Source organism: Enterococcus sp. C102(2024) (genome assembly GCF_040888205.1).
Classification (GTDB): Bacteria; Bacillota; Bacilli; order Lactobacillales; family Enterococcaceae; genus Enterococcus; species Enterococcus faecalis.
On the sequence record NZ_JBFOHH010000003.1, the window covers coordinates 165,745 to 189,942 of the forward strand.

General features: G+C 37.4%; 21 protein-coding genes. 7 read left to right on the forward strand and 14 right to left on the reverse strand.

The annotated features are described in order from the left end of the window. Positions 1-35: 35 nt before the first annotated feature. Complete coding sequence (locus AB3I34_RS08295; RefSeq protein ID WP_010712747.1) at positions 36-1,751, reverse strand: ABC transporter ATP-binding protein; 1,716 nt, start codon at positions 1,749-1,751, stop codon at positions 36-38. Positions 1,752-2,078: 327 nt separating this feature from the next. Between AB3I34_RS08295 and AB3I34_RS08300 the strand changes: the two genes are divergently transcribed. Beyond that, the gene (locus AB3I34_RS08300; protein ID WP_002356474.1) at positions 2,079-2,792 is read left to right on the forward strand and encodes an HAD family hydrolase; all 714 of its coding nucleotides are present in this window, start codon (positions 2,079-2,081) and stop codon (positions 2,790-2,792) included. A 36-nt stretch (positions 2,793-2,828) separates the two neighbouring features. Here AB3I34_RS08300 and elrE read toward each other — a convergent pair whose 3' ends face one another. From elrE to AB3I34_RS08350, 10 genes are all read right to left on the reverse strand, one after another. Beyond that, positions 2,829-3,854 carry a transmembrane protein ElrE gene (elrE, locus tag AB3I34_RS08305; protein WP_002376547.1) on the reverse strand — a complete coding sequence of 342 codons (1,026 nt, stop codon included), beginning with the start codon at positions 3,852-3,854 and terminating at the stop codon, positions 2,829-2,831. Between the two features lie 74 nt (positions 3,855-3,928). Further along, a complete protein-coding gene (gene elrD / locus AB3I34_RS08310; protein ID WP_002376545.1) occupies positions 3,929-4,705 on the reverse strand; it encodes a WxL domain-containing protein ElrD in 777 nt (258 codons plus the stop codon). A 39-nt stretch (positions 4,706-4,744) separates the two neighbouring features. Continuing rightward, on the reverse strand, positions 4,745-5,527 hold the full coding sequence (gene elrC, locus AB3I34_RS08315) for a WxL domain-containing protein ElrC (protein ID WP_002384097.1): 783 nt from the start codon (positions 5,525-5,527) through the stop codon (positions 4,745-4,747). Between the two features lies 1 nt (position 5,528). After that, the gene (elrB, locus tag AB3I34_RS08320) at positions 5,529-5,897 is read right to left on the reverse strand and encodes an LPXTG anchor domain-containing protein ElrB (protein ID WP_002356469.1); all 369 of its coding nucleotides are present in this window, start codon (positions 5,895-5,897) and stop codon (positions 5,529-5,531) included. Between the two features lie 3 nt (positions 5,898-5,900). Beyond that, positions 5,901-8,072: an enterococcal leucine-rich protein ElrA gene (gene elrA / locus AB3I34_RS08325; RefSeq protein WP_085444274.1), complete on the reverse strand. Its 2,172-nt coding sequence runs from the start codon at positions 8,070-8,072 to the stop codon at positions 5,901-5,903. Positions 8,073-8,261: 189 nt separating this feature from the next. After that, positions 8,262-9,167, reverse strand: a complete 906-nt coding sequence (elrR, locus tag AB3I34_RS08330; RefSeq protein WP_002385708.1) for an Rgg family transcriptional regulator ElrR — start codon at positions 9,165-9,167, stop codon at positions 8,262-8,264. Between the two features lie 67 nt (positions 9,168-9,234). Beyond that, on the reverse strand, positions 9,235-12,432 hold the full coding sequence (locus tag AB3I34_RS08335) for an SNF2 helicase associated domain-containing protein (protein WP_368027841.1): 3,198 nt from the start codon (positions 12,430-12,432) through the stop codon (positions 9,235-9,237). Positions 12,433-12,451: 19 nt separating this feature from the next. After that, positions 12,452-15,589: an SbcC/MukB-like Walker B domain-containing protein gene (locus tag AB3I34_RS08340; RefSeq protein WP_010712750.1), complete on the reverse strand. Its 3,138-nt coding sequence runs from the start codon at positions 15,587-15,589 to the stop codon at positions 12,452-12,454. A 4-nt stretch (positions 15,590-15,593) separates the two neighbouring features. Then, a complete protein-coding gene (locus AB3I34_RS08345) occupies positions 15,594-16,730 on the reverse strand; it encodes an exonuclease SbcCD subunit D (RefSeq protein WP_010712751.1) in 1,137 nt (378 codons plus the stop codon). 183 nt (positions 16,731-16,913) lie between these two features. Further along, positions 16,914-17,540, reverse strand: a complete 627-nt coding sequence (locus AB3I34_RS08350; protein WP_002356461.1) for a 1-acyl-sn-glycerol-3-phosphate acyltransferase — start codon at positions 17,538-17,540, stop codon at positions 16,914-16,916. Between the two features lie 188 nt (positions 17,541-17,728). Between AB3I34_RS08350 and AB3I34_RS08355 the strand changes: the two genes are divergently transcribed. Then, the gene (locus AB3I34_RS08355; protein WP_002356457.1) at positions 17,729-18,463 is read left to right on the forward strand and encodes a tRNA1(Val) (adenine(37)-N6)-methyltransferase; all 735 of its coding nucleotides are present in this window, start codon (positions 17,729-17,731) and stop codon (positions 18,461-18,463) included. Continuing rightward, on the forward strand, positions 18,453-18,719 hold the full coding sequence (locus AB3I34_RS08360) for a GIY-YIG nuclease family protein (protein ID WP_010712752.1): 267 nt from the start codon (positions 18,453-18,455) through the stop codon (positions 18,717-18,719). The genes AB3I34_RS08355 and AB3I34_RS08360 overlap by 11 nt, the downstream gene beginning before the upstream one ends. A gap of 66 nt (positions 18,720-18,785) precedes the next feature. On the opposite strand, the gene AB3I34_RS08365 is transcribed toward AB3I34_RS08360, so the two are convergent. The 3 genes from AB3I34_RS08365 to AB3I34_RS08375 are packed head-to-tail and all read right to left on the reverse strand — an operon-like array spanning position 18,786 to position 20,374. Beyond that, positions 18,786-19,481: a 5'-methylthioadenosine/adenosylhomocysteine nucleosidase gene (locus AB3I34_RS08365; RefSeq protein ID WP_085444210.1), complete on the reverse strand. Its 696-nt coding sequence runs from the start codon at positions 19,479-19,481 to the stop codon at positions 18,786-18,788. 15 nt (positions 19,482-19,496) lie between these two features. Beyond that, a complete protein-coding gene (gene macP / locus AB3I34_RS08370) occupies positions 19,497-19,793 on the reverse strand; it encodes a cell wall synthase accessory phosphoprotein MacP (RefSeq protein WP_002356451.1) in 297 nt (98 codons plus the stop codon). Beyond that, positions 19,790-20,374, reverse strand: coding sequence for an NUDIX hydrolase (locus AB3I34_RS08375; protein ID WP_002356449.1), 585 nt, complete (start codon positions 20,372-20,374; stop codon positions 19,790-19,792). Before AB3I34_RS08375 ends, macP begins: the two co-directional genes overlap by 4 nt. Positions 20,375-20,776: 402 nt before the next feature. Between AB3I34_RS08375 and AB3I34_RS08380 the strand changes: the two genes are divergently transcribed. From AB3I34_RS08380 to AB3I34_RS08395, 4 genes are all read left to right on the forward strand, one after another. Next, positions 20,777-21,457: a 5-bromo-4-chloroindolyl phosphate hydrolysis family protein gene (locus tag AB3I34_RS08380; protein WP_002356448.1), complete on the forward strand. Its 681-nt coding sequence runs from the start codon at positions 20,777-20,779 to the stop codon at positions 21,455-21,457. Positions 21,458-21,476: 19 nt separating this feature from the next. Then, positions 21,477-22,664: a toxic anion resistance protein gene (locus AB3I34_RS08385; RefSeq protein ID WP_002356447.1), complete on the forward strand. Its 1,188-nt coding sequence runs from the start codon at positions 21,477-21,479 to the stop codon at positions 22,662-22,664. A 144-nt stretch (positions 22,665-22,808) separates the two neighbouring features. Beyond that, positions 22,809-23,648 (forward strand): NUDIX hydrolase, encoded by an 840-nt coding sequence (locus tag AB3I34_RS08390; protein WP_002384084.1) that lies wholly within the window; start codon positions 22,809-22,811, stop codon positions 23,646-23,648. Positions 23,649-23,664: 16 nt separating this feature from the next. Beyond that, the gene (locus AB3I34_RS08395) at positions 23,665-24,189 is read left to right on the forward strand and encodes a GNAT family N-acetyltransferase (protein WP_010712753.1); all 525 of its coding nucleotides are present in this window, start codon (positions 23,665-23,667) and stop codon (positions 24,187-24,189) included. Positions 24,190-24,198: the final 9 nt, after the last annotated feature.

Below are 24,198 nucleotides of genomic sequence, written 5' to 3' on the forward strand. Positions count from 1 at the left end.
AAAAAAAAACCGCGAAGTTTTATTCGCGGTTTTTTTTATGTTCTAAATTGAGCATCGTACAGCCGACGATAGTGGCCTCTTTGCGCGTACAAAGTTTCATGTGTTCCATCTTCTAAAATTCCTTGGTCACTCACTACGATTATTCGATCAGCATGTTTAATCGTTGCCAGTCTGTGGGCAATAATTAATGTTGTTCGCCCGTCAGCTAACGAGTTTAATGACTCTTGAATCACTTGCTCTGTTTCTGTATCTAATGCAGAAGTCGCTTCATCTAGAATTAAAATTGGCGGGTTCTTCAAGAACATTCGCGCAATTGCCACTCGCTGCTTTTGACCGCCCGATAATTTCACGCCACGTTCGCCAATAATTGTGTCCAAGCCATCTGGCATTAGCTGAATTACATGTTCTAAATGTGCTAATTTCACCGCTTGTTGAATGTCTATTTCTGTAGCATTTAAATTCCCATAAGCAATATTTTCTCGTAATGTTCCAGGGAATAAAAACACATCTTGTTGAACAATTCCAATCTGCTTACGTAATGAAGCCAAGGTCATTTGCTGGATATTTCTACCGTCAATCGAAATTTCACCACTACTGACTTCATAAAAACGAGGCAACAGATTGCACAAGGTCGTTTTTCCTGAACCACTTTGGCCAACGAAAGCAACGGTTTCACCAGGTTGAATTTTTAAATTGATATGGTCTAAAACTTTTGTGCCATCTTCATAAGCAAATGAAACATCTTTATAGGCAATCGTTCCTTCTAAATGTGAAACAGCAACAGCTCCTGGCAAATCTTTGATGGACGGTTGTTTGTCCATTTCTTCCGTAAAACGTTTAAAGCCAGCAAATCCTTTGGGATAACTTTCAATCATATTATTGACTTTTTCAATCGGCCGAATAAAAATATTGGCTAATAAAATAAATCCTACAAACTGACCTTCTGTAATTTCTCCTTTAATTGTATAATACGCACCAAAAATTAATGAAAATAAATTTATCAGACGAATTAATAAGTAATTATAGGCGGAACTGACACCCATCACCTTATAAAAATATAATTTCGATTTTCGATACATTTGATTTAAATAATTAAACTGTTTTCGTTCAAATGGTTCATTTGCAAAAGATTGCGTGACACGTATCCCACTTACTGACGCTTCAATCCCAGCATTAAATTCACCTAAATTATCGTAAATATCCGTATTCGCTTTTGTCATTTTTTTATTAAAATAGCCTAGCGCAATCGTGATAAATGGCAATAAAATAAACGTAGCGATGGCTAATTTCACGTGAATGGTTAACATTAATAAAAAAGAACCTGCTAACGTCATAATCGTAATAAAGACGTCTTCTGGACCATGATGCGCCACTTCCGAAATTTCAAAAAGATCAGTGGTCAAACGGCTCATTAATTTCCCTGTTTTTTGATTATCATAATACTCAAACGGTTGTGTTTGAAGATGTTGATATAATTCTTCACGCATATCTGTTTCAATATTCACGCCTAACATATGACCAAAATAAACCACAATAAATTGTAAAAACGTATTGATTATATAAAATGCAAATAAGCCCGCACTAGCTAATGCAATGAGGCGAAAATCTCCTTTTGGCATAATCTTATCAATTACTTGGTTGACTGCTACTGGAAAAGCCAACTCTAACAGCCCCGCAAAAACGGCACACCCAAAATCCAAAATAAATAATCGACGATACGGCCGATAATACCCAAAAAAACGCTTTAACATAACTCCCTAACTCTCCCCCTTCATTCTCATTCATTATACGGAAAAAGACTGTCTCTTGCAAAATTCTAACCTCTATCAGAACGCGTGTTATTTAAGTAACTTTGACTCAAAATAATTTTCACAAACTTTTCATTATCAGAATATTTTTTCATTTACCGTTTCCATTTTTTCGGTAAAAATAACTATAATTGTCTTTTCCCGCAAGGCTTTGATTTCTGTTCAAAACCTTGAAATACAGTGAAAAATACTCTATTTATTTGTGAAAATATCGGCTACAATATAACATATGAAAAGTTTTGTAAAAAAGTTAAGAGGTGCACTTGTTAAATGAGAACCATTGTTTTTGATGTTGATGACACGCTGTACGATCAGCAACAACCCTTTCGAAATGCGATGACTAAAATTTTCCCGAACGTTGCGACAGAGGATATGCATGAATTGTATCTTCGTTTTAGACACCACAGCGATGAAACGTTTCCGAAAGTTTTAGCCAATGAATGGTCCCTAGATTTCATGCGGTTTTTCCGGATGAATGAAACATTAAAGGATCTAAACTATCCAGGAATTTCACAAGAAGAAGGAAAAATTTTTCAACAAGTTTATGAAGAAGAATTGGATAATATTACGATGCATCCAGAAGTTACTAAGCTTCTTGATACTTTACAAGAGAAAGAAATTCCGATGGGGATTATTACAAATGGTCCAACAGACCATCAATTTAAAAAAGTTAAACAATTGAATCTTGAAAAATGGGTTCCAAGCCAAAATATCATCATTTCTCAAAGTACGGGTTTCCAAAAACCTGAAAAGGAAATTTTTGATTTAGCCTGTAATCAATTTTGTATGGAACCTGAACATACTTTATATGTTGGTGATAGTTATGACAATGATATTGTAGGCGCTCGTAATGGTGGCTGGCATTCTCTTTGGTTTAACCACCGCTCTCGAGAACTACCAAGTTGCCAACCTGCATCACACCTTGCAGAAGTCACTTGTTTCACCGAACTTTGTCCGACTGTGGAGAAATTATTTAATCTTTAAAAAAAAGCCGCTCTTCAAATTGAAGAACGGCTTTTTTTATTTATTTTTTTGTTTTTTCAGACGTAAAATGATGAACAGGCAGATTATCAATAAAAGGATCAATAAACCGATTAAGAGATAAATAAGTTTAGATTCCGTTTTTTTGACGGTTACATCTTTCTCATTAAATGTTTTTGCTTCCTCTTTTGAGATCGTAAATTCTTTCGTAAATTGCCATTTTTTTCCTGAGCCTTCCACAGTCATTGCCAATACATACGTCCCAGCTTCCATTTCATTTTCTTCATAAGGAATAGGAAAATTAAAAATTGAATTGGGCGCCATTTGCATATCTTCTTGTTCTTTCTCTAAAATAACGTTATTTGTTTTCTTATTTTTAACATTTGCCGTTACTTTCATTGATTGAAGATAGGCTGCTTCATGGTTTAGCAGTGTTGCAGAAATAACACTGCGCGCATTTCTTTGCGTCGGTTCAACTTTCTCTAAAGACAATTCAGGTTGCACAACTGTTTCATTTTCTCGAAGTAAAACAGCTACTGTATAGGCATAGCGATTTTCAATTGCTAAGCCGTTTGTATTTTCTTTTTGCTTGTCTTTCGTTTCATCGACTTTTTCACTAAACGTGATCCCGCCCGCTAGTTGCCCTGAAAACTCTTCTTTAGGCATCTTCACTCGCAATTCAACTACTTTTTCACTTTTAGCAGGCAATTCAACACTCTCACCGCCGTCTTTCAGTTGAATGATTTCTGATAAATCTGCTGGTGCAGATTTATCTAATGCTGTCAACGACTCGCCATATTCAATCACTCCGTTGCTGTTTGTTGTGGCCGACTTCACACTAACATCAATCACTAAATTTTCATCTGTACTATTGGCCGCTCGAACTTTCAAAATTTGTTCTTGGTCTGGTTTCATCATTAAATCAAAATATGTTTTTGTTTTATCTATTTGGTTTTCTGGAATTTCTGTTTCAACACTAAATCGTAATTCTGCTGCTGAGGTTTCAATCCCAAAAGCAAAGAAATAAAAACTTAGAATCATCAGAATAAAATATCTATTTTTCATTTCGCTCTACACTCCATTTCTATGTAAAGGAGAAAGGCTGAGTTCCCCTCTTCCTTTCTCCCAAAAGGTTCTTTTTATACTGGCGTATTAGCTAATGTCCAAGTAATTGTTGTTTTGTAGGCATCGTTTAATTTAACTGATTTACCTGGCACTTTTAATTGAACATCTTTCATTACTTGACGGCCGTCAACTTCAGCAATTGAACTAGCATTGCCGTATAAGTATGACCATTTCCCAGCACCTTGATCTGTTACGGCTACCATCACGTTATGACTTTCACCCACTGTACCAAAAGTTACGCTCGCTAAACTTGTTGGTGCAGCACTTTGTCCTGCTGTCACAGCTGAAGCATTTTGAAAGACAATTTCAGTTCCTTCAAGTGTCTGACCTTTTGTAGCAGAAGTAAATGCAGAATTTTGTTTTGCAGATAAAGTCCAGCCTTCTAAAGTTCCACGATTATCTGTAATTTGAGCAAATAATGGGCCCGTTTTTTCAACATTATTTTTATCTTTTAAAACTTGTGCTGATGCAAAATAGGTTTCATCTTTTGTGCTGATGATATTTTCACCAAAGTTTAAACTTGAAGCATAGTCCAAGGTTAAGGGACCTGTAGAACCTTCATCAACTGGTTTGTCAGGATTTACTGGGTCGATAGGTGTCACAGGATCTTTGCCGTCTTTGTCTTCTGGATCCACTACAGGATTTTTGCTGTTGGGATCTTTTTCATCTGGTGCTTTAAATTTTACAATAGCATCTGTGTCGCGATTAGCCACTTCCTCTGCTTGAACTGGTAGTGTGCCTACCGCGATGGTTGCTAAAATTAAGCTGCTTGCGATGGTCATTTTTTTCATGTTAGTGCTCCTTCTCTTCTATTGTTATAGTTTCAATAATTATACGCTTGGTAAATCAGCGATTGTCCATGTTAAAACAGTTTTGTATTGAACAGCATCTTTTGGTGTTGCTCCTGGTACAGTTAATGTGATCGCTGTATTTTTATCTACGCTTTCACCGTCAACTTCCACTTTTTCAATCCCACCGAACGCACTAAGCCAAGTTCCAGAACCTTGACCTTCAGCGGCAGACATCACATTTGATGAATCGCCAGCTACTAAAGTTACTTCATGCGCAGTTGGTGTAACTGCTTTGGAATTTGACACTGCTTTGTTTTGACTTAATTTAATTTCTGAACCGTCTAAAACTTTATTTAATGTTTCTTTTGTCGCTGTTAATTGTGTTTCTTGTTTAACTGTTAAAGCCCAACCGGCATTCGTTCCGCGTTTGTCGGAAATTTGTACATAATTTGGTTTAGGATTAGTCAAATCAGGACCAGAACCGTCTGCCAAGAAAAAGTATTGTGGATTTGCATAATATTTTTCATCTTTATTTGAAATTTTATTTTTGCCAAAGTCTAAACTAGAAGCATAATCGATACTTAGTGGACCAGTTGTTCCTTCATTTGGCTTATTGCCTGTGTCTGGTGTCGTTGGATCAAAGGGTTCAACAGGTTTTTCGGTATCTGGATTCACTGGATCGACAGGTTTGTTGATAGAGGCATCCGGTGTAAATTCTACGATGGCATTTGATTCATAGTTTTTTTCTTCTGCATTCACTTCTGGTGCAATAGCCACGCCTAAAGTGATAGCGGGGATTGTTGATAAGATAATTTTTTTCATTTTATTGTTCCTTCTTTCTTTTTTTTAAAATAAAACTAGCCATAAAGATGACTATTATTCCGAGATAATTAAACATTTGTTGCTGTTTAGTACCAGTTCGAGGTAAGAAGCCTGAGCCTTTTTGATCAACCGTTTTACTTGTTGAATGCTTCAATGATTCTCCACTCACTGCTGGTATTGCTTCCGACTGCTTGGGGAAACGCTGTGGTATCTTACCATCTGGTTTTTCTTTGTTGGCTGGTGGCTCATACTCGCCATAAAAAGAAACTTCTGCATTTGTCGGATAGGCATTTGTTTCAGCAAATACATCAACTGATGAAATCAATCCTAATAGCAATACGCCGCTAACTATTTTTTTGATAAGACTCACCCCCTATTTTGCACTGCCATCAGGTACGTCCATCAAGTGCCAAGTTAGTTTTGCTTCGTATTCTTCTGCTTTGGCCGTCCCTCCAGGAACAGATAATAACAACTCTTGGTCATTTTCTTTCCATTGATCAGAAATATTTGTTTCTTGATGTCCATTGACTTGGTTGTGAACAAGAATCGATTGGCCTTCTGGAATGTCCTGTAAGCGATGGTTGGTTCTAAATTTTAAAATATTCGGCAACGTAGCACCTGATTCAGATTTGAAATCAGAAGTAACGGTTAGTGCAAGCGACCAATTATTCCCTGTTTGACGAGTATCCCGTATCACTAATGGTTGATCCATGGAAACAATTGGATATTGGGTCGTGCTACTAGCGATTTGCAGCTCATTCCCAAAGGAAATCGCTGTGGGTACCGTTTTGAACCTGACAGAGCCAACCACAGTGACTGTTAGCGCTAATTCATCAATCTTGTAGCCTTTATCATAGACTTCCACGACCAACTGCTGTTTTCCATAAGTTAGTTCTGGTAATAACAAGGCTTTTTCCTTAAATGTTTTAGAATTAGTGGTTGTTTCATCTGCTAATTTCTGGATTTCTTGGCCCTCTTTTTTGACAATAAATTGTAATCTATTCCCAGCATCGACATCTTGCCAATAAAAAGGCAGGGCTGTTTTTTGAAAGTCATCAATATCGATTGTTTTTTCCATCGACTTTTCTATACGCTCTTTTGACCAAGATAGTTTCGTTTCACTTAAGAAAACTTCTTTGACAGGTTGGACGACTGTTCCAGAAAAGTTCCCTAAGTATGCTTTATCTGTTGATTCCCAGATATAAGAAACGCCTTCATGAGCTTTGGGTAAATTCCATTCAAACAGTCCTTTTGTGGCATCGTAACTTCCATAAGGGCTAATCGTCAGCGGTGGAAATAGTTGACCATCACGAGATACCACCTTATTTTTTAATTGCAGTGGTTTCCCAGCAATATAATCGACAGAAGATAAGATAATCATTTGATTAGATACATCTAGCCCTGTAATGGCCGTTAAGCCTTTTAACGGACTGATATCTGAAATTTGATTTTCTCCCACATCTAAAACTGTTAGATTGAGTGTTTTCTCTAACGGTGCCAAGGAAGAAATTTGATTGTTTCTTGCATACAGTACACGCAGATTAGGAACAGTGCTTAAAGCTTCCAGACTAGCAATCGTTTGATTCATAATACTCAACTCTTCTAGACGTGGCTTATTCGCCAAGGGCGCAATTGTTTTTAATTGATTATTTTCCACATAAAGACGGAGTAGGCTATTTGCTTCCGTAAGCCCATCTAAAGTAGCAATCTGATTATTGGCAGCCCAAATGGTTTCTAAATTACGAAGAGAACGAAGCGGGTCGAAGGAAGTTACTCGATTATTCGGCGTGATTTTTGACGGATGATCTGTCGTATTTTGGATACTTAAATTTTTTAAAGCAGCCATTCCTTCAAGTCCATTTAATGTCGTTAATTGATTGTTCTCAACATACAAGCCTTCTAAATTAATTAATCCTGCTTGACCTAACGGACTAAGATCAGCTATTTTATTGTTTCTCATATATAAAAAACGTAATAGCTTAAATTCACCTTTAGCAAAAGGACTCAAATCTGTTACATTGAGTGAATCTTGAAAAGATAATTCTTCTAAGTTTCTTAGGTATTGAACTCCTTCCACATTAGAAACAACGACATTTTCTAAAATAACTTTATTCAGTTTATCCAATTCTGCTTGGGTGACAGTATTAGAGGTCCGAGATTTGCTTAACTGTTTTCTGATATTTTCCGCAAAGGCTGGATCAGGAAATAGTGTACTGATAGGCGTCGCTTTATCTAAGACAGCACCTGCGTATAATTGGGGCATCATCAGTTGTGCTTCCGTTATCGCTAGTGCTTCATTTGGCGGCTCTTCACTTGTTTCAACAGTCGTTAACTCTTCTGATTTGGGAATCTCCGAACTACTGGTTGCTGAATTTTGCTCTTCTGCCGATGAAGTTTCTGGAATCTTTTCTTCTGAAACAGATGAAACATTTTCTTCACTGGAGGATGCGATTGTTTCGGTCGTTTCGGCGAAAGTTGTTACAGGAAGTAATAAACTATTAGCCAAAAGTAAGGCACTAACTGCGGAGATGCACATTTTTTTCATAAACTTCACCTCCTGATATTTTCTTAATTATAGTGAATATCAACTGAAAATGGGTTCAATTACGACAAACTGTCCAAATTAATTTGTATAGACAAGACAAAGAGCGCCAAATAGGGTTTTCTACCCCTATTTGGCGCTCTTTGTCGCTAAACACAACCAGAATGTATTATGACAAATTCTCAATTATGCCTAGTTTTCTTTTATTTCTTTTAAACTATCCTCTATTTTTTCCAATTGCCCAGCAAAAAATTCTTGTTTGGCTTTTGGTAAAAACAATGTGATAGATAAGAGGATTTGTTCTTTAAAGATTGACCAATCTGCGAATATTTCTTCATTGGTTAAAATCATTTCTATTTTTTCTGCTATTTTTTTCCAGAGGATCATTCGCCAGTTATTTTCACCCACTTCATATTCTTTAAACATGCTTAATACATGAAGAATATGGGGAACATTTTGGCTGACAATCGCCGCAAATAAAAAATCAATAATTACTTGCTCGATAATTTCTAGCGAGCGAATATCAATAATTTCCCGCTCATTGACAGATTGTAGTACACGAAAAAGTAACGAAGTTGGAAACGGCTGCAAGCCAACGTTTTTTTGTAATGCTAAAAATTTCAAATTAAAAATAGTATACACATCGGCATTAATTAATCGTTCCAGAATCTGATTTTCTAATGCAATAATCTCTTCTTTTGTCACAACTGTTTGAGGGTTAAAAAGATATTCCAACGCCAACATCGAATACATTACTTCTTGCTTTCCTAAAGCAAAAGACGATTTCTCATAATACGCCCGATAATCTGCAACGATTCGACTACTTTCTTGAAAATTTTTACTAAAGATTGCTTGATTAAACTGCTCCTTAGCTAAAACTGTTTTGGACATTGGCGTTAATTTTTCTGTCATTTCCATCGGCGAAATAGACAAGATTTCGACAATAATGGCTAAATCCGAAATACGCAATTCACTATTTCCTTGGACAAAGCGTTGATAACTTCGACTAGAAACACCATTTTCATCAAAGACACGCAGAGGAATATTTTTTCCTTTACGAATCCGTTCAATTTCTTCACCTAGCGGCCGATATTCCATATATTCTTTTTGTTTCAAACGAATTACTCCATTTCTCTTTAAATAAGATAGCAACTAAGTTGAACGGTTATTCCCCAATGCTTAAAATTGTGCGAATATCTTCTTCCGTCATTTTCGCTAATTGCTCTTCATTTCCTTGAATCACTTTTTGGAACAGCTCGCGTTTTTCTTGCTGTAAGGAATTCATTTTTTCTTCAACCGTTCCTTCTGCAATCATCCGCCACACTTCAACAACCTTTTTTTGTCCCATGCGGTGTGCCCGACCAGCCGCTTGTTCTTCGACTGCGGGATTCCACCATAAATCGTATAAAATAACTGTATCTGCACCAGTTAAATTTAGTCCGGTTCCCCCTGCTTTCAATGAAATTAAGAAGACATCTTTTTCTCCTTCATTGAAGGCATTCGCCATCGTTAACCGATCTTGAGGCTTCGTACTTCCTCGTAAATAAAACGTCTCTAAGCCTAATTCATTCAATTCTTTTTCTAAGATAGAAAGCATGCTTGTGAACTGAGAAAATAATAGGACACGACGATTGTTTTCTTTGGCAGCCACTAAAAAGTCTTTGACTTGTTCCACTTTGCCAGAACCTCCCGTGTAATCCTCAATAAACAAACGCGGATCGCAACAGATTTGTCGTAAACGGGTCAAGCCTGCTAAAATACTCATGCGATTTTTCTTGAAGGTCGCCTGATCCATTTGACTGACATCTGCTTGCATTTGTTTTAGATAGGCCAAATAAACCGTTTTTTGTTCTTCTGTTAAGACACTGTACATATTATTTTCAATTTTTTCTGGTAAGTCTGCAAGCACCGTTTTCTTGTCTCGTCGTAAAATGAATGGTTGAATCATTTTGGCAATTTCTTCTGGCTTAATTTCTCGAAAGGCTTTTTTGCCTGGGAACAATCCCGGTAAGATCATTTGGAAAATTGACCACAGTTCATCTAAATTATTTTCAATTGGTGTGCCACTTAATGCAAAACGTTGCGGTACTTTTAAACTTTTTAAGGCTTGCGCCGTTTTAGTTCCACTATTTTTAACCATTTGGGCCTCATCTAGAATCAAATAGCCGACACGCATTTCCTGATAAAGCTGAACATCTTGTCGCATACTTGCATAAGAAGTAATCAGAATATCTTCGGTGCTATTTTGTAAAAGCGCTGCTCGTTCTTGGCGGTTGCCAGAAACCACTTGAACATTTAAGGTTGGCGCAAAACGTTTGACTTCGGCTAACCAGTTATAGGTTAAACTTGCAGGTGCGACAATCAAAGCTGTCCCTTTCAAGCGCTCTTCTTCTTTTTCCGAAAGTAAATAGGTAATGGTTTGCAGTGTCTTCCCTAAACCCATTTCATCAGCTAAAATACCGCCAAATTGATAATAGCTAAGCATTTTCAGCCATTTATACCCTGTTTCTTGGTAATGGCGTAACGTTGCTTGTAAGGATTTGGGGACTTGCGCTTCAAAGTTTTCTGGATGCGTTAAATCCGTGACCATTTTTTTAAAGGAATCTGAAAAATGTGCTCGCTCGTTGTCTTCTAATAAACTTTCGATCATGAGGCCTTGGTTTTTGGGCACATGAATGACATTGTCTTCTTGATGCATATTTTTTCGCAGCTTCGTTAAAATTGCACTTGTATGGAAAAATTCCTCTGAGTCAAAAGCAAGAATTTCACCACTTTTTAACGTATAAAAAGCATCATTACGTAGCAGACTAGTCAATACTGCATCGATTTCGGTTTCATCAATGCCAGTGACATCAAACCGAATATCTAACCAAGAATCCCCTTCCGCAACTTCAATCGTTGGTTGATGATGCTGGGCATCTAAATACAATTCCCGTAATTTCCGTCCCATCCGAACTTCTCCTAATTGACGGAAAGCTGGTACTTCGGCTTTAAAGAAATAATACAAGGACTCCCCAGCAGGTAAGATTTTTTCAAAGCCTGTGGTTGTTTGCTGATAGGCAAACTGTTGAAATTGTTGCTTAATTTCTGTTTCTTTTGCTTTATCTCGAACGATTTCTTGATTGTCTTCAGGTAATTGAGCATATTTCGGGTTTGTCGAGAAAATGACTTCTCCATAGTGATAGTCAATTCGAGCGTTAATCCGACCTTTAATTTTCTTAAAAATAAAGACTGCTTTTAAAGGATGATGGACGACTAATTCTTCAACTGATTCTTCAACAGACACTCGACCAATTTTTTCCAATAATGGTAACACTTCACTAAATAAATCAGAAACTGTTTCTTTTTCATAAATAATTGACGGCTCTTCCAAGCGTTTCATTAATTGGAGTAGCGTGGTGTAGATGGCTTCCTGCTCTTCTGTTAGTAAATAAACCGTTTGATCCGCAATCGCCCAGTGATAGTGGGCTAGAAACGTTGTAATAGGATTCTGAATAGTTAATTTGAAGCTTTGTTCCTCGGTTTTTTGCACTGTAAACGTAAGTGGCAAACTGGTTTCTTTGAACGTTAGATAGCGATACTTATGAGTTTGATTGGTCAATATAAACTGACCCGTTCGATTCATTTTTTCAACTAACGATTGACTGCGATCAATTGGTAATAATAGATAACGTTTGTCGATTTTCCCTTTAACTTGAATACCGTTTGCACCTAATAATTGGCTGGTATGATAAATTGCCGCAAGTTCTGTTAAAATTTCTTGAATCTCCATTGAAAAAGAATCATGTAGCAAGGTAAATTGGTGTTGTTTATTCACCATAAAGGTCATTTCTTTTTCATATGCTTGTAAAAAATCACCAATATTTTTCACAATATATGTTTTAGGTTTGGTGCCTTCCAAACCAATTTTTAAAGAAAGACCAATCGTTGATAATTCTGGATAGTAATTATTCGTTTCAATCACATCTAAATGAAATTCTAAACGTAAAGGCTGCAAGGGAACTTCGGCAGAAGCTTTGCTTAATTTGGCAAAGCCTTTGGTAAACATTTCAGCTGTTGATCGATTTGTTTTCTCAAAACTGACTGTTTGATTCGCTTGAATAATTCTTGACACGCCTCGTTGTTTCAGTGCCAGTTCAACTGCCACTGTATGCTTGCAATAGCCATGTTCCATCCAATATTGACATTCACAAACATCTTGTTCTTTGGCGGTACCATCCAATTCAACAAGATAAAGTTCTTCCCCTAAAACCTCAGACAACCAGATCCTTTTTTCTGGATTTTGAACGATAGATAAGACCCGGCCTTCTTGCATATATTCGCGTCCTTGTTCAACGATTCGCTCTGGAATACTCCATTTCATCGACTCACCTCCTCTTCTACTAAGCTAGCTGATAGTGAACGGTACTTTGACCATTCCCATTGCTTTTTATTTGTAATTGTTGTGGAATTCGTGCTTTTAATTCGCCAATATGACTAATAATCCCAATCATGCGGCCTTCATTTTCAATCGTTTCTAACGCCTCCATTGCCATTTCCAATGCTTCTTCATCTAAGGAACCAAAGCCTTCATCAATAAACAACGCATCAATTAAGACTCCGCCTGCTTGTTCTTGAATCACTTCTGCTAAAGAAAGTGCCAACGCTAACGCTGCTATAAAACTTTCCCCGCCTGATAACGTGTGAGCGCTGCGCACCGTCCCTGAATTGTCATCATAAATATTGATTTCTAGCCCCGTTTGATTCCGATAACTACCTGCTTCGTGATTCAATTCAAATTGATAACGACTATTGGTCAGGCGGTCTAAACGCTGATTAGCGACTGTCAGCACTCTTTCTAAATACGTTTGTAACATATACCGTTCAAAACTAATTTTTTTAGGATTATTGCCATTCACCGTATCTGCCAACTGTTGAAGTGCAGTAACTTCCTCAAACTTGTCTTCAATTGTTGTTCTTTGCGCATTAATTTCTTGAACCAACTGTTGATTATTCAGCATTTTTTCATGCAGTTGATAGTATTTTTTTTCTTGTTCTTCAATTTGTTGTGTTATTTGTTCAATTTCTGTGGTGATTAAAGATAATTCTGGGAACGTATCACTAGATAATTTTTTCTCAATTTCAGCGAGTTGGATAGTCAGTTGGGTTTGCTCTTGTTCAAATAAAGCAATTTGTTCTTGCTGACTTTCTAGTGTCGGTACCTCTTTCAACCACTCCGTCAATTGGTCCTCTGTCACGCCTTGTTCCGTTAAAACTGCCTTTAACTGACTCTCAAGTTGCGCGACTGTTTGTTGAAGTGTTTGTTGTTCTTTCTCCAAATGCGTCAACGTACTTTCAAGGATCATTTCTTCTTTCTTCAAGGTTTCTCCTTGTGTCGTCACGTTTTCTTTTTGACGTTCAAATGCAGAGAGTTCTTCTTGAAGCAAAGCTTGTTGTTTGGTCATTTCTTCGTATGTGACGGTTGCATCCAATAATTGGCTAGCAATCATTTGCTGCTGGATAGTGATTCTTTCCAGACTTTGTTGCATTGTTTCTACTTGTTGTCGGAGCACTTCAAAGCGTTGAGAATTTTCAGCTACTTGTTCTTCTAGTTCCGCCAGACGGTCCTTTTCGACTGAAATTTCCGTTAGTTTTTGTGCTATTTGTTGTTTTTCTTTAGCTAATTGCGACTCAACTTCCGCAATTTCTGCAGGTGTTACTTGTGAAAAAGTCAGTCCTGTTAACGGCAACTGCAAGTCAGCAAACTGCGCTGCTAATTGTTCTTGTTCCTCAGTATACGCAGCTTCCTGTTCTTGTAATTGGCTTTCTTTCTGTTGTTTTTCCGCCCCTAATGCAGAGAGCGTTTCAGTAAATCGTTGAACCGTTTTTTCAACTTCCGTTAATTCCCGTTCCGCTTGATCAATCTCTTCTAAGGAAACTTCTTGATGAGTTTGTTGCTTTGGATGTTCTAAAGAGCCACAAACTGGGCAAGGTTCCCCCTCTTCAAGTAACAAGCTTAATCGTTGGATTTGTAAAGAGGCCCATTGACTTTTCTTTGTCTGCAACTTCGCTTCTTCGGCGCTTTTTTGTTGCTGTTCAACAGCAAACCGTTGTGTCAACTCGTGCAATTCCACTTGGTTTTGACTAATTTTTTGCCAAGCTTTTTGATTTTTTTGCCAACGTTCTACAAAATTTTGCCAATGATCTGCTACACTAGAACATTCAAAATTTGCTTTTTCAAGTGTTCCTTCTTGTTCAATAAATTGTTTGGCTGTCGCCACTTTATCCGCTAATGTTGTTTTTTCCTGTTGGCAAGATTCATACTCTTTTTGAATGGCTTGATAATTGGCTTGTTCTGCTATTTGTTGTTGAGCTAACTGTTCATATTCTTGGTATTGTGGTAATTGACGTCGAATCGTTTGAAGACGTTCTTGTTTTTCAGCAATTAATGGTTGTTGTTCTTCCAACTCACTCAGGATTGCTTGCCAATCTGTCAATGCTTGTTGCGTTTCCATAAGAGCTTGTTGTTTGGACTTTGTTTCTTGCTCTTTTTGTTGTTTTTCGCTTCGTTTTTCAAAGACTTTTTCAGCTAAAGATTGCTGTTTTTGGCTCCATTTTAATTGCTGAATCTGTTCCTTTAGCCGCTCAATGACGGTTTCCTGTTCAGCTTGTTTTGTTTTCTTTTCCAGTAATTCTTCTTTTTGCTGTTGCAAGTTTTGCCGTTCTTCAATGGCATAACGAACTTGCTCTTTTGCTTGTTTGGCTTGTTTTAAGGTTGCAATTTGTTCTCTTTCAACTAATAATTGTTGCTGAGCCTCTTGTTGTTGGCTTTCTAATAATTGAAGTTTTTCAAAAAGTGTCATTGTCGGTTCAGGTTCTTCTGACCAATGCAACTGTTCTGTTTTCAGTTCAATTTTTTGCTGGGTTTCTTGAATCTCTTGATTGGCAATTTTTAAGCGTTCTTTTAAATTTTCGCTGAACAACTGATACAATTCTGTTCCGAATAAATTACGCAAAACCTTTTCTTTTTCATCACTTTTAGCAATTAAAAAAGTCCGAAACTCTCCTTGTGGTAACAATACAATTTGAGCAAATTGATTGGCATTCAAATGTAATAATTCTTGAATGAGTTCGTCCACTTCACGTCTTTTAGAATAGGCTCGTAGTTCTTTCCCTTGAGCATCTTTGACAATTAAAGAAATTTTGGCACTTTGTTTACGGACTCCTGTGCCACGTTTTTTAAAAAGTTCTTGTTCGGGAAGGCGGTTCAGTTCATAGAGATACTCGTTATGTTTAAAAAGCAAAGTAACTTCAGTGGCTTCTGAGGGGTCAGCAAATGTGGAACGCATTTCTTTGCCTAAACGTAATTTCCCAGAACTTTCACCAAACAAAGCATAGCTCATTCCATCAAAAATCGTTGTTTTCCCAGACCCTGTTTTTCCACTAATTAGAAAAAGTGAAGAATCTTCAAACTTCGTAAAATCAATGGTTTCATTAATATACGGTCCGAAGTTTTTCAATGTTAAAGATAATGGTTTCATCCTGTTACTTCCCTCTTTCTAATTGATTAAGTGTACTCAGTTCTTCTTGGACCCATTGTGCTTGTTGTTCTGTCAAGGCCTCTCCTGTCACATCGTTAAAAAAGTCATGCAGATGTTCTTCTGGTGAACGTTGTTCTATTTGTACCACTTTTTTCTGATTTCCGTTGCTTGTTTCTCGACCATTCAAACGTTCCAACCCAATAATTTTGGGGTAAATTTTTCGCAATTGATTCATCATGTTGGGAATGATCGCTCGGTCGGTTAATTGGACATGTAAATAATTTTCCCGATTCACTTCTTGATAAAAAGCGGGATCCGTTAACTGCTGAAACGAGCCCGTCAATTGTTGAATGTCTCGCAATGGTTTCAAAGCACGGAATTGAAAATGAACTTCAGTTTCTGTTTCAACAAGCCAAACACCTTTTTCTTGTGTCATTTCTGATAAAGAAAATTTTACAGGCGAGCCACTGTATCGAGCATTAGGTGCCTGCAACGCATTTTTTCCATGTAAGTGGCCCAACGCGACGTAATCAAAAGGCTCTAACAAAGCTGTCGGTACAACATCCAAACCACCCACTGTTAATTTTGTTTCAGAATCAGTTTTTTCACTGCCAGCGACGAAAAAATGACTAACTAACACCTGTTTTTTATTGGGGAGAAAAGATTCCTGCATTTTCGCGACAACTTTTTCCATCGCCGCCTGAATCGTTCGAATCGTTTCATCTTCAAAATATAAGCGAGCCGCAATCGGTTCAAAATAAGGCAACAAATAAAATTGGGTATTGTCGATTTCAATTGGTTGAAAGGCTTGTTCTAAACGCGTATTCAAATGAAATTGCGTTTGATTAAACCAAGGGCCTCCTGTTTCTAAACGAGTGCTGCTATCATGGTTTCCCGAAATAGCTAACACGGGGAAATGCTCTTTGAGATTCATTTGAATCATCATTTCATTAAAAATCTCGACTGCTTCAACCGCTGGAACAGAGCGATCATACAAATCTCCAGCGATCACAACAGCATCCACTTGCTCTTCTTTCGCAATTGCTAAGATTTGTTCAAAGGCTTCCCTTTGTTCTGCCAACAAATCAAAACCATGTAATTTTTTGCCAATATGCCAATCTGCTGTATGTAAAAATTTCATTTTTTCACCGCCTAAAAAAGTCCTTCTTATTATTATAACAAATTTCTGGTATTTTTTAAGAAAATCGGACAGAAGAATTAGATTTTTAACAAACTTTTTTCTTAACGAAAGAAAAAAGACAGGGAGCATCATCTTTTGATGAAACTACCTGCCAGTAACATTCCTATTCTGTAGCGGTTTGTTTTATTCTTTTTCTGTTGATTCATATTTAAAAGTTGGATCAATTTCTTTATCTAACTGATCAAATGCTTCTTGCATCCGACGTTCCACTTCAGCTAAACCGTCTTTATCCATTTTTTTAATATCGCTAATATCGATTGGCTCTCCAAAACGAACCGTTACTTTTTTACGTTTAAACAACTCTTTTAAAGTTAACGGACCTTGATAAACAGATGGCACGATAGGTACTCGCCCCATTTTAGCAATCAAGGCTACCCCACCTTTTAATTCTGAGGAATGACGCGTGCCACTGGGGAACATAATCAAACTTAAATCAGAATTTTTTAAAATTTTGACAGGTGTTTTAATCGCGCTGGGACCGGGCTTCTCACGATCCACTGGAAACGCATTCGCATGTTTTAAAATGAAACGTAAAACAGGATTTTTAAACAACTCTTTTTTTGCCATAAAACTAAACTTCTTAGGACTGCCAGCAACAGCTAAATACAACGGTTCCCACCATGTTCGATGCGGCGCAACTAAGACATAGTTTTGGTCTTTTGGTAATTTTTCTTTATTTTCATAATGTGCATTTCCATTAATCACAAATAAAATGACGCGAACCACGCCACGCATAAATGTAAAAAACATAATTTTCTTCCTTTCTTCTCTCCGCTTTCTAGTATGCCGAAAGCTCTACCTTTTGACAAGCTTTTTTTACGTCTATCAATCAGAGAAATAACATGTCCCCACTAATCTAGGGAACAGATTTTGTCATACGGGTTTAAAAGTAGTATAATACATGAACAATCAGATGAAAAGTTGGAGGTTCTTAATCTATGTTATTATCCGGCGAACGGATTGATCAATTATATGCGGATGATATTCAAATTATTCAAAGCAAAGAAGTCTTTTCTTTTTCCATTGATGCAGTCTTATTGGCTAATTTTCCGCAACTACCAAAAAAAGGCAAGATTGTCGATTTGTGTGCTGGCAATGGCGCGGTCGGCCTCTTCGTTAGTCGGAAAACAGCTGCAAAGATCGACCAAATCGAATTACAACCTCGTTTGGCAGATATGGGGCAACGAAGTATTCTATTAAATAAATTGGAAAAACAAGTAACGATGTATGAACGTGATTTAAAACAAGCGACAGAGGTCATCAAAAAAGATTCTGTCGATTTAGTACTATGTAATCCCCCATACTTTAAAGAACGACCAACTAGCCAAAAAAATCCAAACCCGCATTTAGCGATTGCCCGTCATGAAATTCACACGTCTCTTCAAGAAGTGGTCACTGTGTCGGCGGATTTATTAAAAACAAATGGTCGCCTCGCAATGGTTCATCGTCCTGATCGTTTCCTGGATATTTTACATGCCATGGAAAACGCCAATATTGCGCCGAAAAAAGCTCGGTTTGTTTATCCGAAGCCAGGCAAAGAAGCCAATGTTTTACTAATTGAAGGCATTAAACAAGGTAAAAAAGACGGTTTTCGTGTGTTACCACCTCTTTTTACATACAATGAAAAGAACGAATACGAAGCAGAAATGAAGGCTATGCTGTATGGAGAATAAGAAATCCCATTATTTTTATGTTTTACTTTGCCAAGATGGTTCCTTTTACGGTGGCTATACAACTGAACCAGAACGTCGATTAACCGAACATAATAGCGGAACTGGTGCAAAATATACACGGTTAGCCAAACGCCGCCCAGTCAAAATGATTCATACAAAGAAATTTGAAACACGTAGCGAGGCCACCAAAGCCGAAGCCGCCTTTAAAAAATTAACGCGCAAACAAAAAGAACAGTATTTAAAAACCTTCCATTAAATGACAATCAGCAAAAAGAAATAGCCATCATTTCATCAATGAAATGATGGCTATTTCTTTCTCTTTTTAAACTAAGTTCTCGACAAAATGAATAACCATTTCGGCTGATTTTTTCCCAGCTTCATCGATGAATTCGTCAAAGCTTTGAGTTGCTTCGCCATCTGCTGTATCACTCATTGCCCGTACAACTAAGAATGGAATATTGAACTGTGAAGCCGCTTGGCCAATTGCTGCGCCTTCCATTTCACAAGCTAAGGCTTCAGGAAACTCTTTCTTAATTTTGGCGATTTTCTCAGCGCTGTCCACAAAAGTATCTCCAGTAACAATCAATCCTTTACGAATAGCTAAACCAGTTTTTTCAGCAGCTTTCGCAACTTCCATCCGCAAGTATTCACTTGTTTCAAAATACAAAGGCACACCACCAGGCAATTGTCCATAGGCATAACCAAAACCAGTGACATCAACATCAAAGTAAGCTAATTTGTCTGCAATGACTAAATCGCCGACTTTTAGTCCTTCACCGATACCACCAGCAGAACCTGTATTAATCACCATATTTACGCCATATTGATGAATCAATAAAGTCGTGGTCACAGCTGAGGCCACTTTACCAATTCCTGAACGAACCACAATCACCTCGTGTCTTCCTAACGAACCAGAAACAAATAAAGCGCCTGCTCGTTCCCATGACATCGTGTCTGTCAATTTTTCTTTTAGAATTTTGACCTCTTGATCCATTGCTCCAATAATTCCAATTTTCATAGTGATTCCTCTTTTCTATAAATTCAAAACGATATATGCCACAACGGCTAATAAAATCGCTACAATAATAATTGCCTTGTTTAACCAAGTACTCCGTTCTCGACGCTTCGAGTATTCTCCTACTCGCGACTTGTTAATCGGTTTTTGTTTTTTCTTTTCTTTACGATAAAACGTCGAAATTTCTTTTTCTTTTCGCTTATACGCTTTTTCCGCCAGCTTCTGCTCTTCCTGCTGACGACGTTCCGCTTCTTTTTCTTCTGCTTCTCTGCGTTTGCGAAGTTCTGTCCGAGTGACTAACGGACCTTTGCTCATTGCGTGTCCTCCTTAAACTGTCTCTGCAGTAAATACAATTCCCAGTATTGTATAGCAAAAAGTGTTTTGGCATCACAAATCGTGCCCTTTGCCACTTCTGCTTTGGCTTCAGCTATTGTTAGCTCGTAAAGTTCCAAGATTTCATCTTCATCTTGAGGACGCGGATTTTCGACTTTCTGCAAATCCGTTGCCAAATAGAGAGCCAATTTTTCATTAGCAAATCCTGGTGACAGATACATTGAATTTATGTAGGTAAGCTGACCTGCACGATACCCAGTTTCTTCTTCTAATTCCCGCATAGCCGTCGTTTCCAGTTGATTTTCTTCTCCAGGATCAATTTTTCCCGCCGGAATTTCTAAAATTACTTGTTCCAAGGGTTTTCTAAATTGTTTAACTAAGACGATTTTTCCTTCTGCGGTTAACGGAATCATAGCTACTGCGCCTGAATGAAAAACCAATTCGCGTTTAGCTGTGCCGCCTGTCGGTAAAGCCACGTCATCCAAAAAAACATCAATAATCTTTCCTTTAAAAATTTCTCGACGTTGAAGTGTTTTTTCTTCGAAGTCCTCATAATTTAACATATCTTTCACCAACCTTTCTTGTTTATCATACCCTAAAATGATAAAAATCGCACCCCTTCTTCTCTAGTTAAACCCTTTTCAAAGAAAAAAATTTATTACTTTAGAAAAAAATTACATTTTCGAAAAAAAATAGACATAAAAAATTCACAACTTCCTTGTATTATTTAAGCATACCAACAAACAACCCTAACAAAACACTTTTTCATTTTTAACTCCTTTCCCGTCCTACCCCCAATTAGGACGGGTCTTTTTTTGCGTTTTATACTTTTTTTCTTAGGATTTCACTAAATCATAAAATACATCTTCCGCTGTATGTCTTTTCTCTCACAGAGTATGCTAAAATAACTATTGTAACGAGAGCTGACTCTTTCGAGGATTAGATAGATAGGAGGAACTATATAAATGAACAAATTAAATACAAAATTACTGATTGGCTATATTCTTTTAGGAGCCTTAATCATTGCTGTCGCTAGAGAATATGGCTTCTTCGCTTTTGTGATTCTGGTAGGCTTTTTAGTATTCGTTCTCTATCGAAAAAAGAAAAATGCCGCCGACAAGAGCGATCAAATGCCTTACTTAACGAAAGATAAAGAAGCCCATTATCGTGAGTTGGGGTTATCTCCACAAGAAATTGATTTTTTCAGAAGTACAATGAGCACAGCCAAAAAACAAATCATACAATTACAAGAAAACATGAATCGTTCAACTAAATTACGGGCGATTGACTTACGTAATGATACAACGAAGGTTTCTAAAGCTCTGTTTAAAGAGTTAGTGAAAGAACCTAAAAAGTTACACTTAGCCAATCACTTTCTCTATACACATTTACCAAATATCGTTGACTTAACAAGTAAGCATTTAGAAATCGAACAACATGAAGTAAAAAACAAACAAACGTATGAAAAATTAGAAGAAAGCGCACAAATCATTGACCAATTGTCAAAATTAGTTAAAAATGATTATGAGGAAATCGTTTCCGATGACTTAGACGATTTAGATGTCGAAATGTCGATCGCTAAAAGCAGCTTGTCGCAAAAAGCTGCAACTGAGGAATCACCTCAAGTAAACGAAGACCAGCAATAATCATTAGGGAGGAAAAAAAATGACTGAGCAACAACCCAAAGAAACAACATCTGTAACCAATACATTGGACGATTTATTAAGTAATCCATTTTCATCAATGGATGAACTAACACCAACGCAACAAAATGAACTATCTGAGTTAAAAGAACAGCAAGCAGCTCCTCGTTTAATTGATAAATTACCACAAGAACGTCAAGCCCAAGCAAAAGAATTAGCTTCAAAAATTGATGTCCAAGATTCACAAGCAGTAATTACCTATGGTTCAAATGCCCAAATCAAACTCGGCGAATTTTCGCAAGCGATGTTAAACCACGTTCAAGCACAAGACATTGGTCCTGTTGGTGATTCACTGACCGATCTAATGTTTCGTTTAAATGAAGCCAATCCCAATGAATTACGTGCTGGCGAAGGCAACTTTATTCAAAAAATGTTAGGTAAAGTCAAACAATCCGTTTACGAAATTACCGCCAAATATCAAAAAATTGGTGCGCAAATTGACAAAATTGCTGTCAAATTAACCCATGAAAAAGATGGTCTTTTAAAAGATAATGCCATGTTAGATCAATTGTATCAAAAAAATAAAGATTATTTTGATGCCTTAAACATCTATATTGCCGCTGGGGAATTAAAAGCAGAAGAACTACGGACGCAAATTATTCCTGAAGCCATGAAAAAAGCGGAAGAATCTGGGGATCAAATGGATGTCCAAATTGTTAATGATTATAACCAATTCCTAGACCGTTTAGAAAAAAGAACCCATGATTTACGCTTGGCTCGTCAAATTACGATTCAACAAGCCCCACAAATTCGTTTAATCCAAAATACTAACCAAGCTTTGGCTGAGAAAATTCAATCATCGGTAAATACAGCGATTCCGTTATGGAAAAACCAAGTAGTCATCGCCTTGACCTTACTCCGTCAAAAAGATGCTGTGACTGCTCAACGTCAAGTCTCTGAAACCACCAATGACTTACTGAAGAAAAATTCAGAAATGCTAAAAATTTCTGCAATTGAAACAGCAAAAGAAAACGAACGTGGCCTAGTCGATATTGAAACATTACAAAAAACACAAAATGATTTAATTGAAACTATCCAAGAAACATTGCGTATTCAACAAGAAGGAAAAGAAAAACGCCAAGCTGCCGAAATCGAACTTGGCCATATGGAAGAAGATTTGAAAAATAAATTATTAGAATTAACACAATAAACAACGTTTAGAACAAACTTCTTATAGTACAAGCCTGGGACAAAAATCCAAAGTGATTTTTGTCCCAGGCTTGCTTTTCTTTTTACGCTTGAATATTGTATTTCAGCCACTTAATGATACAATAAAAGAAAACCATGTTTCTTTTTGAAAGGAGGAGCAATTGTGCCACAATTTGCTTCTAAAGCCGAAGAAAAAAATTATTATGAACGCCAAGCTAGCTTAGCAGAGTTTCTAACTTGGTATCATCAACAAGAATTACCTGAATATGAAAAACCCTCTTTAACCGTTGATATGGTTCTTCTTTGCTACAACAAGGAAGCCGATCAATTGAAAGTCTTACTGATTCAACGTAAAGGTCACCCCTTTAGAAACTCATGGGCGCTTCCTGGCGGTTTTGTTAATCGCAACGAATCTACTGAAGATAGTGTTTTAAGAGAAACAAAAGAGGAAACTGGTGTGGTGATTTCTCAAGAAAATATTGAACAATTACACAGCTTTAGTCGCCCAGATCGAGATCCTCGTGGCTGGGTCGTGACAGTCAGCTATTTAGCCTTTATTGGTGAAGAACCTTTAATTGCTGGCGACGATGCCAAAGAGGTCCACTGGTTCAATCTTGAACGGCATGGTCAACACATCACGTTATCTCATGAAGATGTGGAAATTACTTTAGACTTGAAAACAGCGGCCTCTCTTGGTAAAGATACCTTAGCCTTCGACCATAGTGAAATTATAATTAAGGCGTTTAATCGTGTTGTTGATAAAATGGAACATGAACCGCAAGTGCTTCAAGTCTTAGGAAAAGATTTCACCATTACGGAAGCCCGTAAAGTTTTTGCGAAGTTCCTCGGCGTTGATTATCGTAGCATTGACCATTCAAATTTTAAAAAAGCCATGACACAATATTTTGAAGAGTTAGGTGAACGTCCCGTTGGCATTGGCCGCCCTTCAAAAATTTACCAATTGAAAACAACGACAGGGTTCTAAGAGGAGGGAATATTTTTTGACTGTTTATTTAAGAAAAGCAGAACCTTCTGATTTGCCTGATATCCTTGCTATCATTGAAGATGGACGCCGCACCTTACAAAAAAGTGGCATTCCCCAATGGCAAAACGGCGATGGCCCGAATCAAGAAATTTTAGCAAAAGATATCAACCAGCAAACTTGCTATATTTTAATGGTTGATGATGCCTTGGCAGGCGTTGGTGTTTTATGTTCGGAGATTGACCCTGCTTATGAAGCGCTTTTTAATGGGTCTTGGCAACCTCATTCTCAAGCTACGTATACGGCAATTCATCGTGTTGCTCTAAAAAGTTCCTTTCAAGGTCAAGGACTGGCTTTGGTGCTTTTGCGCTCACTGGTTACAGCCGCTCGTTTGCAAGGTGCTACTGATATTCGAATCGATACACATCCACAAAATCTCGCTATGCAGCACCTGATAAAAAAAGCTGGCTTTGTTTATCAAGGTGACGTGATTTTAGATGTTAACGATGGCGAACGTTATGCTTATCAGATGATATTGAAATAAAAAAGTTAG